Below are 12,840 nucleotides of genomic sequence, written 5' to 3'. Positions count from 1 at the left end.
AATAAAGGGAATATCAAGTAAATTCCAAAACAAGCAAAGCAATACTCAAGAAGATTAGTTACTGTTCTAACCAACTACATATTTAAATAAAATAGCCTCCGATTGCCAGAGTTTTCGCCAGCAGTGAAACTAAAATAAGGACGAAGTCCTTATTTTAGGGGACGATTTTGAAATTCGCGAAGGTCCACAGCGAAGTTCAAAATCGAGGTTCGAGACCGTACTATGGCTCGAACCGGTCCCACAGCAGGAAAAAAACTCTGGCAATCGGAGGCGGCAGATATCAATACAACTTAATCAGCAAGTGAGTAAGCTTTGGAGAAGAAACCAAAATCCTCTTCAGTAGTGCCTTGAATTTGTTTTTGAATTTCTTCTTGAAGCATGAGCTGCCAAGCTTTAATCTGGCTGGTTTCAGAGAATGTCCGAATAATTAAATATTCTCGTGGACTTTCCCTTTTTTGAAAGGTAGCAGTTGCGTTAGAATTAAAGGAGTATTGGTGGGTACCAAATAGTTTATCCTCGAATAATTTGGCTTGATCAGCATTTAATTTCAAATAAGTCAAGGAATACAAATTGTTCATAGGTTCGTAAACCCCATTGATACTGCGATATTGTGCAAATGTCGATAACTTTTTTATTAAAAGGTGGTCAGCATTAGCATGAAATAAGGGTTTTAATAAAGTATCAGCAGATGTTAGCTGACTCTTTAAAAAATTATATGTGCCTAGCTTTAATGTTATGTTCATAATTATTGAAATCCTTTCAACTTAAATTTTTTATGGAGGTTTTCTATGTTAGTTACAGTATTAGGCTTTTATGGTGGATATCCACATGATGGAATCGGAACGTCTGGTTATTTGTTACAGGCTGACGGCAAGAAATTGTTGATCGACTGTGGTAGTGGCGTTTTGAATGCTCTATCAAAGTATATGAAACCAACTGATTTAGATGCTGTGGTTCTTTCACACTATCACCATGATCATACAGCAGATGTCGGTGTTTTGCAGTACGAATGGCTGGCCGCTAAGAAAGAAAATCTACTTCCTATTTATGGTCATACACAGGATTTTGTCAACTATGCACAACTGACAGTGGAAAATGCAACGAAGGGAATCGCCTACAACGACTACGAACCAACTGAGATTGGCGACTTGAAATTTGAATTTCTCAGAACCGTTCATCCCGTTCCAGCATATGCAATGCGTATCACTGACAAAGAAGGTAAGGTGCTCGTTTATACAGCGGATACAACTTACTTCGACGGTTTAGTCGATTTTGCCAAAGATGCCGACTTGTTGATTGCCGATACTAATTTCCCAGAAGATGTTACTGGTAGAAAGGCTCATCTGAATACTAAAGAAGCTGGAACGTTGGCTAAAGATGCTAATGTTAAACGCTTGATGATTAGCCACTTGCCACAAACAGTCGATTTGGAGACTATGTTAAGCCAATCACAAAAGTATGCTGGCGATGTTCCCGTCGTTCATGCATTCGAAGGACTAGAAGTAGATCTTTAATCGCCGTCTCACAATGATTAGTTTACAATGAAAGTCATATAAAGTTTAACTAATACTAAAAATAATTTATTATTTATGTAATTTGTGAACACTTTACATAAAGGGCTATTTGTCGGGTGCATATTTTCACAAGTAAACAAATTTCGAACAAATATTCGTAACTTTTTATTGAAAAGGTATAGATTTTATTATGACAGTAAGTTACAATATTTATGTGCTTAAAGAGTTTTGATACTACACAGGAAAGGAGAGATTATATATGGTAACCATTTATACATCTCCAAGCTGCACCTCATGTCGTAAAGCCAAGGCTTGGCTCGAACAACATGACATTCCTTACAAAGAAAGAAACATTTACTCTGAACCTTTAAATAAGCAAGAAATCAAACAAGTACTTCAAATGACTGAAAACGGAACAGAGGAAATTATCTCTACTCGTTCAAAGGCATTCCAAAACCTTAAGGTTGATTTAGACGATCTAACAATTGATCAATTGTTAGATTTAGTTCAAACAAACCCAGGTCTCTTGAAACGTCCAATCATCATGGATGACAAACGTCTTCAAGTAGGTTTCAACGAAGATGAAATCAGAAGATTCTTGCCTAGAAGCGTTAGAACTATGGAACTTCAAAAGGCTCAATTAATGGCTGGCTTATAAAATAAAACTGGGATCACTATACGTTTACGTATGGTGGTTTTTTTTTGCTTTAAAATACTTTTTTGGATATAAATATTTTAAAAAGAGATAAATATACATGATGTATACCGTTCTGATTTGACTGTTTTAGGCAAAATAACGATAAATTTCACGAGATAATACTCATATCTCACTGTCGTGAGTATTATCTAAACCCAATGATACCGGGATTCATATTAGAAGAAAGCGTTTTATATAAAATGAAATTATACAATATGAATATTTTGATAAAATTTACTTAGTTAAGAAATTAACAATTGATATACTTGAATTTTATTCTATAAGGTTGAACTTTGGGAGTATGGATTATTATGAGAAAAATTAAGAGTATGAATAGTCCAAATTATCGAATTAAATGCCTAGAGAGCTTAATAATTAGCTTTCTATTAGGTACTTTTTTTATTTTTTTTAATTATGATTTGGTTAATGCAGATACAGCTAATAATGTACAAGCAGTAGCAGAAGAAAATTTCATAGCGACAGATAATCAAAAAGAGACATCTAAGTTTAATACGATTATGCCCTTATCAATTTCCAGTGAATCAATTACTCATAGTGGAGTAGACGGAACAGCTAATTGGGATATTGATACCAATGGAAAATTAACAGTTCATGCTGGACGTTTGGCTTACGGAATAGGGAATTGGGCCCCATATGCTAGTTTAATTACCAGCGTATATGTAGAGCCAGGGGTTATAACTTATGGAAGCATATTGACAACTGATAAGGATAATGGGGTTTTTGCCAAACTAACAAATGTGACGACCATCGATGTAACAAATTTGGATGTAAGTGAGTCAATGACGCTTGGAGACATGTTTTATAGAGACTCTAATTTAACGAATATTATTGGCTTGGATACTTGGGACACCTCAAAATGTGAAAGTATGAATGATATGTTCTCAAATGATTATGCACTGACAAATCTTGATGTTTCAAAATTTGACACCTCATCTGTTACCGGCATGAATTATATGTTTCTTAGTTGCAAATCTCTTGAGTCGTTAGATGTATCGAGCTTTAATACATCTAGAGTTCTAGCTATGAATAGTTTATTTAGTGGAGTTTCTGGGAAAATAATTGGTTTAGATAAGATGGATGTTGGGAAGGTCACAAATTTTTCGAGTGTCTTTGACGGAGTTGATTTTACAAAAACGAATGCTGACGATATAAAAGATTGGGATATTTCTAAGGCTACAAGCTTGTCAGGAATATTTGCTAATACTAAATTCACTTCTTTGGATTTGAGCAAATGGAATATGCAAAACGTTACGGATATGAGTGGAATGTTTTCGGGAAGCAGTGGTGACATCAGTCAGGTTAAGGATATTTCAAATTGGGATCTTTCCAAGGTTACGACCACAGCGGCAATGTTCTCTGGTGTAAAAGTCGATGATCTTTCAGTTGTTAATAATTGGAATGTTTCAAATGTTGAGAATATGGGTGAAATGTTTTCCGACTGTACTAATTTAAAATCCTTAGATTTATCAAAGTGGAAAACAGATAGTTTGAGTTCTACAGCCTCAATGTTTAAAGGGTCTAAGCTATTGAATGAGGATACCCTAAAAGGGTATCAGACATTGGTAACTGCTAAAAATACTAATATTAGTAATATGTTTAATGGTACAAGTTTTCAAACTATTGATTTATCAAAATATGATACTTCTAATGTAACTTCTTTTGCTGGGTTGTTTCGAGATACAACCAAGTTGCAAACAATAAATGAAAATTTTGATACAAGTTCGGTAACTAATATGAGTTATATCTTTAGCGGATCTTCATTTAATGGTGATGATAGTAATATTGCTGATTGGGATACTTCAAGAGTCACTGATTTGTCAGCTGCATTTTATGCTAGCTCTGGAACTAATTATGATTATATTAAAAACTGGGATACCTCCAGTGTGCAAAATCTTTATGAAACGTTTTCTGCTATGAAGAATGCAAAAAGTTTACCTATTTCTAATTGGGATGTTTCAAAGGTTAAAAATTTTAATAGTACTTTTAATCGTTCTTTAGATTTGGTTGATGTACCAGTGCGAGATTGGAATGTTTCTAGCGGAACGGATATGAGAGGAATGTTTGTGAATGACACCTCGATTAAAAATCTGGATCTATCCAAATGGAATACACAAAATGTTACAAGATTTGATACAATGTTCGATTTAATGACAAATTTGGAAACACTTGATATATCAGGCTTTGATACAACGAATGCAACTGATCTTCACTCTTTATTTGGTAGTGACGAGAATCTTTGGAAATTGACTTTGGGACCCAAATCAGTTTTGATTAATTTAAAAGGATCAGCAACCCCATTAGGGGTTGGTCTAATAACACCAGTACCAGGAACTATTATCAATGACGATACAACTGATAAAACTTATTCTGCAATCAGTGATAAGTGGCAGGCTGTTGATACCAATGGTGGTGGGACTGATCATGAACCATTAGGTGATTTATTTTCTGCACAGGATATTGTGGATAAATTCTCTACTGTTGGTAATCCCGTAACAACTTATGTTTGGCAACAACAAACAAAAGGTGATATGAAGATGACGGTTCCTGATATTGATTTCGGTACTACTTCTAATGCATCTGGTCTTGTCAGACGTAAGAGTAATTTTGCAATAGATGTTACAAATAATAATTATCCAACTGATGCTGTGCCGTCTGATTTATCAGTTTCCATGGATGCTCCTTTAACTGATGAAACAGATAATACTAAGACTCTCAATGATGTTTTAGTTTTTAAAGATAAATCTAATAATGAAAGTATTTTATCATCTGAAGATACTAAGATTTACTCAGGTGACATCGCTAATGGTTCCAATACAATATCTTGGGATAATGACCATGGAATACTTTTGAATATGAATAATGATCGGTACGCATCTAATGGACATTATTCAACTACACTAAAATGGACATTAACAAATAGTTTGTAAAATTAAGCCACTATACATCACGTATAATGGCTTTTTTGTGTTCATTTTTTAACTAATTCATACCGAATTTCACGAGATAATACACATATTTTTCTGCTTTGAGTATTATCTAACCCTTGATACATAAGGATTCAAGTTAAGAAAACGCTTTTTATAGAAAATGAATTATTACAATATGAATATATTGATAAAATGCATTTAGTTAAAAAGTTATCAAAGGAGGATAATTTCATGACGAATACAAAGTGGATGCATAAACAGAAATATATGTTGAGATTGATTATCTTTCTTTGTAGCATGTTATTTCCTTTGTTATCATCGCAAGTAGTTCATGCAGATACAAATGATGTTCAAGATGTGATTAGCCAAAATAAAATTGCGACTGATGATAATAATTCTACTAGTACGATTATACCTTTGGTCGCTGTTACTGCCGCTGATCCGACTGATATTGCCAGTGGAACCTTTGGATTTTGTGATTGGGTCATTGATTCTAGCGGAAAGTTATCTTTTTCTTCACAAGGTAATTCTGCTTCAATTTTTGGAGAGGTTAATAACACAAACAATGTAATAGATGCGCCTTGGTATAGTTATCGGAATCAGGTAACAAGCGTTTATGTGGGTAAAAATATAATTGCCAATAATAATTCATCTTATGTATTTAGCCAATTGCCTAATGCAACGAGTATTGATGTTGAAAATTTAGATGTTCAATATGCTTCAAATATGAGTAGTATGTTCGCAAATGACGATAATTTAACTTCCATTACCGGTCTTGAAGACTGGAATACATCATCTGTTACTAATATGGCAGCGTTGTTTTCGGGTGATTACATACTAGAAGAAACTGATGGAATAGAAAATTGGAATACATCTGAAGTTACTATTATGAGTTCATTATTCAATAATGCGAAAGAAATAAATATTAATGGTTTAGAAAACTGGGATACATCATCTGTTACTAATATGTCCTTCATGTTTGAAAATACAAAAATAGTCGATTTCTCGCCAATAAAAAACTGGGATGTTTCAAAATTAAAAACTATGGAATCGATGTTTTACGGTAATAATGTGGTTACAAGTTTAGATTTTTCAAATTGGAAATTAAACGAACTAGATGGGATTGGTAGAACATTTGCAGGTTGTATAAAATTGACTGAAATAGTAGGATTAAATAACTTTAATTCAGGTAGGCTTTCTAATTTTAGCTATACATTTTTAAATGATAGAAACTTGACGTCACTTGCAGATACTGAAAAATGGAATACGTCTAATGTTATTACTATGGCTGGAACATTTTCAGGGTGTATTGGATTGTTAAATCTAGACTTAAGAGAATGGGATACATCATCAGTCGAAGATATGTCTCATATGTTTGAGAGTGATTCTAATTTAAAGGAAAATACTTTGTATGGTCTAGATAAATTTAATACTAATAATGTTACTAATATGAGTTATATGTTTGCTTCCATAGGATTTGAGGTTTTAGATTTGAGTAATTTTAATACTTCTAAAGTAACAAATATGAATCATATGTTTGTAAGCACTAAAAAACTTCAACAAATAATTGGTGATTTTGATACAAGTTCTGTGGAAGATTTGAGCTATCTTTTTTATAATTCGAATGTTACTGATTTTGATGAATTAAATATATCTAACTGGAAGCTATCTAAAGTAACTAATATGAGTGGAATGTTCTGGGGCAATTCTTCAAAATCATTAGTATTTACGTCTAATTGGAATACTTCAAATGTGAAAAGCTTTTACGCTATGTTCAATAGTATGCCTAATTTGGAGGCACTTGATATTTCAGGCTTTGATACCACCAATGCAACAGATGTCCAATATATGTTTGGTGGTGATAAAAGTCTTTGGAAATTAACTCTGGGGCCAAAATCTGTCTTGACTAATTTGACAGGTCCGGTTCAAGCAACGGACGTTCATTTACTTGCACCCGTGCCAGGTACCGTCATTAAAGATGATTCCACCGATGAATCTTATTCAGCAATCAGTGACAAATGGCAGGTTGTTGATACAGCCAGTGGCGGAACTGATCATGAACCTTTGGGTGATTTAGCTTCTGCACAGGATATCATGGATAAGTTTTCAACCGTTGGGAATCCTGTAACAACTTATGTCTGGCAACAACAAACAAAAGGTGATATGAAGATGACTGTTCCTGACATTGATTTTGGGACTACTTCGAATGCATCTGGTCTTGTACGACGTAAGAGTGATTTTGCGATAGATGTTACAAATAATAATTATCCAACTGATGCCGTACCGTCTGATTTGTCTGTTTCCATGGATGCTCCTTTGACTGATGAGACGGATAAAACTAAAACTTTAAATGATGTTTTAGTTTTCAAAGATAAATATAATAATGAAAGTATTTTGTCATCTACCGATACTAAGATTTACTCTGGTGACATTGTTAATGGCTCCAATACAATATCGTGGGATAATGACCACGGAATCCTTTTGAATATGAATAATGATCGATATGCGGCCAACGGCCACTATTCAACAACTCTCAAATGGACTTTGACAAATAGTTTATAGACGAATGATTTAAAATTAGGCATCTCTTAATTGAGGTGTCTTTTTTTTGTAGATTTTGTAAAAAAATTACGATTAAGTTCTAATTTCCAGAAGATTTTGTCCGCTACCGATACTGAAATGTACTCAGGCAACATCGAAAATGGTGAAAAATGTCTTATCTTGGGATGCTGACCATGGAATTCTTTTGAACATGAATAATGATCGATACGCTGTAAACGGGCATTACTCAACAACCCTCAAGTGGACTCTCACAAATAGTCTCTAAAAAAGGCGTTTTCTTTGACTAACTTTCCGACATTTAGTATATTGTTCGAATGACTTTTAATATCGATATGAGATAGTTGAAATAGTTTTTGAGACTGTTAAAATGTAGATACAGAATTGAGGTGACTATGATGGAAATGGATCGACTTAATGAGAACACGATCAGAGTCATTCTTAGTACAGAGGATTTACAAGAACGTGGAGTAACTGTTTTGGATTTGCTTGGCAATAAAAAACAAATAGAAACGTTCTTCTACAGTATTTTGGATGAAGTTGATAAGGATCACGCTTTTACGAATAATGAACCCGTTACTTTCCAAATTATGCCTAACAAGGCTGGCTTGGAGCTGTTGATTAGCAAGAGTGATGATTCCGACGGCACAGGTTCATTGCCATTAAATGGGCTACAAGATTCAACCGATAATGACGATAATAGTCTGGACGATGAGAAGATTGGTACAGAAGAATATGACAGCGATACAGCTCCATATTTGAATGATCCCGATACACCAACTAAGACGGTTATTGTTGAATTTAAAGACTTTGAAGATTATGTCCAATTGGCTAATTTGTTACACTTGGAAAGTGGTATCTCAAACCTTTGGGAATACAAAGATAAGTATTATTTGCAATTGATTCTGTTCACAGATGAAATGCATGAAATGACTTACAGCGATGTTTTGGCATTGCTAAGCGAGTATAGTTTCAAGACTAAAGTTACAGCCGCTGTCTTATCAGAGTATGGTAAGAAAGTTATGACGAAGACGGCTTTGGAATTGACTAGATATTATTTTGGAAATTAAGCAGATCAACCTGTTAGAGGGTTGGTCTTTTTTGTTTTTGATTTGAAATAAATAGTTGGAATGGTGATACTTATGGCAACTCGTGCAGTGGACATTTCAGAAATTGGTAAAAATTTTAAGCAATGGACGGATGACGTTGTCGATTATGATGATTATGTAATCATTACCAAGCCGCATAATCGAAATGTTGTAATGATGTCTGAGAATGAATTTGATTCTTGGAGGGAAACTTTATATTTGCTGGGCACTGAAGCTAATCGAAAGGCATTGGATGAATCTGCTCAGCAAGTCAAAGATATTAAACTTATATCTAAAGAAGAATGGGATTCTGGTACAAATAAATAGCTCACATGAATAAATTAATATTCGTGTGAGCTTATTTTTGTTCAGTATATTTAATGCCTAAAGTCGCTAAATGGCATCTCGTCAAGCACGTGAAACCGCATACAGCTTTTGCTACAATTATTTTAGGTGGTGAGGATAATTTGGTAGAAAAAACTCAAGTTATTGAAGCAATGCAGAAATTTAGTCAAGAATTGAATCGGGTTCATGGCAATTCGCAGACAGCTCAATTTGTCAGTGAAAATTTAGTAGAGCTACAGAAAAGTGAAGGCGTGGCTTTTACTGGTTCGTTGCAATATTTTTTAAATCGAGTGCCAGTAGTTAAATTATTGAGTTTAATGAAGTTGAAAAGAAGTTGTGGCATGAAGTTCGGTCATTTAATAACCTAGGCAATAATCTATGGGGAGCAGGATTGTAGAAATAGTTTGAAGGTGAAGATAATATGAAGCAAGCAGATCAAGAAAGAGTTTTGACAGCTATGAGAAGTTTGAGTGAGGCTTTGAATAAATATCACGGTGGAACTCAGACTGCTCAGTATGTAGATGAGACAATTTCAGAGTTAGAGAAGTGTGAAGGCAAAGCTTTCGTTGGTGGTTTTGAGTATTATATTGTCAAAGCTGGAATGTTGCGAACATCAGAAGGGGTCAAATTGAATGACATTGAATATAAAAGATGGCATGAATTGGCATCGATGAAAGATTTAGGGAACGATTTGTTCTTTGGTCTAGGGTTGTGATAAAGAGTTTTAATAAAATTTCAAAGATTTGACAAAAATGGTTTTTCTTCTAGTTCAGATATGCCACATATTTCAACACCTCTGATAGAAACATCAAATATATTAGCCGGAGGTAGCCAGAAAATGGGGAGTACGCAGTGAAGGTGGCGTTATTGCTTTAGCAATTACACCACGGACGAATTTGGAGACTTGCCGAACCATGGCAAGGCTTCAAATCGAGGCGAGAGACCTTGGCTCGAACCGGTCCTCACAGCGGACTGCCCCATTTTTCTGGCTACCGGAGGCGGCAGTGAACAAAAAATATAATTTTTGCGTAATTTCTATCAGAGGTGATAAAAATGTATGCAGCATTGGATGAAGAAGGAACACTAATTTATGCCAAAGAAGCAATCGAGAATAGGAATTACTACTGTTGTCACTGCGACCAATTGGTTCAACTAATTCTAACTGACACCAGAAAATATTTTCGCCATACGAATAAAACAACCAATAATATCAACGAACGCTTGATTCATCGAAAAGGTAAGCAGTTGATAATGGATGAGTTGCAGAAATACAACTTTGAATTAATTGAGAGCGAGTATTATCTGCCAGAAATCAAACAACGCCCAGATGTTTTAATCAACCAAAAATTAGTTGTGGAATATCAGTGTGCAAAACTCGATGAAAATATTTTGTCCGACCGCGTGGATGGTTATCGAAAGGTTGGCTTGCGCAGTATTTGGATTCTAGGTGAAGCCTATTTGGATGTGCAAATTCGTCGAGAGCACTTGAAGTTTATTGATTACAGTGAGAATCTCGGTTACTATATTTTGATGCTCGATTCTTTAAATCAACGTTTCACACTCTTTCATCACATTAAATTCTTAGGTCCGTTCAATAAAATCTTCTTTCAGAGAGATATTTTTGAAAAGGGTGGATTACCTGATTTATTTTCGTATCAACCGGAAGAATATCCCATTAAATCACAAGTAATGAGCGCTTATTTGCTTAAAAAGTTGCGTAAAAAAAATGATCCACAAGCGCAGTGGGTCAAAATGAATTTTTATCAACAACGGAATCAGACAGTAGAAAGCTATTTAAATAAACATATTTTTACGCCACAACCGCCAATTTACCAACTTCCAATTTGGCAAATGGCTTGTGGCAAGAAACCAAAACTTTTACAACAACCATTATTAGATTGTGTACAAATCAAAAAGCCTCCACAGCTGTGAAGGCTTTTTCAATATGTTCGTCTGTTTGATTAACGTCTGAATTTATCCAAACTGATAACGGTACTAGAATCGACATATTTTTCCGTTTGAGGAAGTTCGCGTTCCAACATCGCATTAAGGTTGTTGGTGATACTTTCTGGATCACACGAATCGCCGAAATCATTAATCATGACACCGGGCTTTTCTTCGTGGTCGAGATCGAAGACAATGGCTGTGGGAGCTTTTTGAATCTGCATTTCCATTGATAGTTGTTGGTCACGTTTAAGACCCTGAACAACACATTGACTTTCTTTATCAGTCATAATTGACTTATAGTCGAGCCCACTATTGTTAATTGCACGTTTGATAGTGGTATCATCAAAGGGATTGTTTAGAACATTAACTTGTTCTTGAAGATTCATTAAAAAGTTACGTGCTTTCTTATTTCCTTGGCATGAGGCTGCCTTATATAACTTAGCGGCTTCAAGCACTTCTTGGGAAGCAGTAGTACGTTCCTCAATATCGGTAATTTTGAAACCTTTTAATTGCATATAATCATTAATTGTAGCCATATTATAGTTCGTTACGAAATGATATTGTGTATCAATGTCGTGCTTTCTAGTGAAGTCGATAATAGCTTGTTCCACTGTTAAACAATACGAACATAAGGGATTAATATATAAGAATATTTCCCACATTACGTTTTCCCTCCATCTCTCTATTGCATAGTCATTCTACCAACAATTTTTGAAAAGGTAAAATTATAAACTCATGACGTTGCTTCCGCCGAAGGTTATCAGTAATATAGTTTGCTGTGCGACCGGTGTGGGCCAAGGTCCCACGCCTCAATTTTGAGCTTTGCATAAACTGTAAATCTCAAAATACGTCGGTGGAGTAAGAAAGGAAAATCGCCTTTCTAACACCACCTGCACTGCTGACTATATTACTAATAACCTTCGGCTAGTGTCTTTTTTAATTGCTAAGTTGTTGTGTTGATATATGCATAGTAAAGGATATCGAGAGATTTTACTAATAATTTGTTTTGAAATGATGAGTCAATTTTGCAAAGTTGAATCATTTTGTTTAATCAAATATGTGGTTAGATCTTACTAAAATATTGGTGTGACTAATTTTGTATGATGTTATTTAAATATTCCGTCTACAGAGCTGGGAAATATTCACTAGCTGTGCGGAACGGCCCGAGCCAAAGTGCGGTCTCGAACCTCGGTTTGGAGCCTTGACACAGTTCGTCAAGTCTCCAAACACGTCCGGTGGTATAAGTACGGAAGATTTCTTCCGTGCTTATACCACTACCACGGCACACAAATATTTCCCAGCTCTTCCGACTAATTAATCACTATTAATCAAATGAATCTACTTATCATAGACTATGTGGTTTTTTTGAATGTTTGTAGTAGATTATCAATGAGAACCACTAGTTAGAATAATGAAAGTAAAATCTGAATTTGGGTTAATCATTTTAATTTTAAGTATGCAATATTTGTTATTTCCAAATGAATCATCATCCAGAAATAACCCAGCCGGAGGTAGCCAGAAATGGGGAGTACGCCGTGAAGGTGGCGTTATTGCTTTAGCAATTACACCACGGACGATTTTTGAGACGCGGTTTTCGGCTCAAAAACGAGGTGAGAGACCTTGGCTCGAACCGGTCCTCACAGCGGACTGCCCCATTTTCTGGCTACCGGAGGCGGCATATATAAAAACTTTGCAAGAATAAAGTGAATCTAAATCGAATATAAGATATATTTAAAGAAGTA

At 35.0% G+C, this 12,840-nt stretch carries 12 protein-coding genes; 10 read left to right on the top strand and 2 right to left on the bottom strand.

Translation table 11 applies throughout. The features are described 5' to 3' along the window. Window positions 1-290: 290 nt before the first annotated feature. Entirely contained in the window at window positions 291-743 is a 453-nt protein-coding gene (locus tag AAA923_RS08960; protein WP_338216467.1) for a hypothetical protein, read from the bottom strand. A gap of 45 nt (window positions 744-788) precedes the next feature. On the opposite strand from AAA923_RS08960, the gene AAA923_RS08955 reads away from it, so the two are divergent. From AAA923_RS08955 to AAA923_RS08915, 9 genes are all read left to right on the top strand, one after another. Beyond that, a complete protein-coding gene (locus AAA923_RS08955) occupies window positions 789-1,514 on the top strand; it encodes an MBL fold metallo-hydrolase (protein WP_338216465.1) in 726 nt (241 codons plus the stop codon). A gap of 259 nt (window positions 1,515-1,773) precedes the next feature. Next, the gene (spxA, locus tag AAA923_RS08950) at window positions 1,774-2,172 is read left to right on the top strand and encodes a transcriptional regulator SpxA (protein WP_057892338.1); all 399 of its coding nucleotides are present in this window, start codon (window positions 1,774-1,776) and stop codon (window positions 2,170-2,172) included. 350 nt (window positions 2,173-2,522) lie between these two features. Next, window positions 2,523-5,159, top strand: a complete 2,637-nt coding sequence (locus AAA923_RS08945) for a BspA family leucine-rich repeat surface protein (protein ID WP_338216461.1) — start codon at window positions 2,523-2,525, stop codon at window positions 5,157-5,159. Between the two features lie 231 nt (window positions 5,160-5,390). Continuing rightward, window positions 5,391-7,721 (top strand): BspA family leucine-rich repeat surface protein, encoded by a 2,331-nt coding sequence (locus AAA923_RS08940; RefSeq protein WP_338216460.1) that lies wholly within the window; start codon window positions 5,391-5,393, stop codon window positions 7,719-7,721. A gap of 395 nt (window positions 7,722-8,116) precedes the next feature. Continuing rightward, a complete protein-coding gene (locus AAA923_RS08935; RefSeq protein WP_041500548.1) occupies window positions 8,117-8,788 on the top strand; it encodes an adaptor protein MecA in 672 nt (223 codons plus the stop codon). Window positions 8,789-8,860: 72 nt separating this feature from the next. Beyond that, the gene (locus AAA923_RS08930) at window positions 8,861-9,133 is read left to right on the top strand and encodes a type II toxin-antitoxin system Phd/YefM family antitoxin (RefSeq protein ID WP_338216458.1); all 273 of its coding nucleotides are present in this window, start codon (window positions 8,861-8,863) and stop codon (window positions 9,131-9,133) included. Between the two features lie 140 nt (window positions 9,134-9,273). Continuing rightward, the gene (locus tag AAA923_RS08925; RefSeq protein ID WP_338216456.1) at window positions 9,274-9,519 is read left to right on the top strand and encodes a hypothetical protein; all 246 of its coding nucleotides are present in this window, start codon (window positions 9,274-9,276) and stop codon (window positions 9,517-9,519) included. Window positions 9,520-9,572: 53 nt separating this feature from the next. Then, window positions 9,573-9,866 (top strand): hypothetical protein, encoded by a 294-nt coding sequence (locus tag AAA923_RS08920; protein WP_338216454.1) that lies wholly within the window; start codon window positions 9,573-9,575, stop codon window positions 9,864-9,866. 338 nt (window positions 9,867-10,204) lie between these two features. Next, window positions 10,205-11,083, top strand: coding sequence for a competence protein CoiA (locus AAA923_RS08915; protein WP_338216452.1), 879 nt, complete (start codon window positions 10,205-10,207; stop codon window positions 11,081-11,083). 29 nt (window positions 11,084-11,112) lie between these two features. Here the strand turns inward: AAA923_RS08915 and AAA923_RS08910 are convergent, their stop codons facing one another. Beyond that, window positions 11,113-11,760: a DsbA family protein gene (locus tag AAA923_RS08910; RefSeq protein ID WP_338216451.1), complete on the bottom strand. Its 648-nt coding sequence runs from the start codon at window positions 11,758-11,760 to the stop codon at window positions 11,113-11,115. A gap of 749 nt (window positions 11,761-12,509) precedes the next feature. Here AAA923_RS08910 and AAA923_RS08905 point away from each other — a divergent pair. Beyond that, window positions 12,510-12,800 carry a hypothetical protein gene (locus AAA923_RS08905; RefSeq protein WP_338216449.1) on the top strand — a complete coding sequence of 97 codons (291 nt, stop codon included), beginning with the start codon at window positions 12,510-12,512 and terminating at the stop codon, window positions 12,798-12,800. The last annotated feature ends 40 nt before the right edge of the window (window positions 12,801-12,840 follow it).

The organism is Companilactobacillus muriivasis (assembly GCF_036246245.1).
Taxonomy (GTDB): domain Bacteria; phylum Bacillota; class Bacilli; order Lactobacillales; family Lactobacillaceae; genus Companilactobacillus; species Companilactobacillus muriivasis.
Note: the sequence above shows the minus strand (reverse complement) of the source record. Positions and strands in the feature narration are given on the sequence as shown.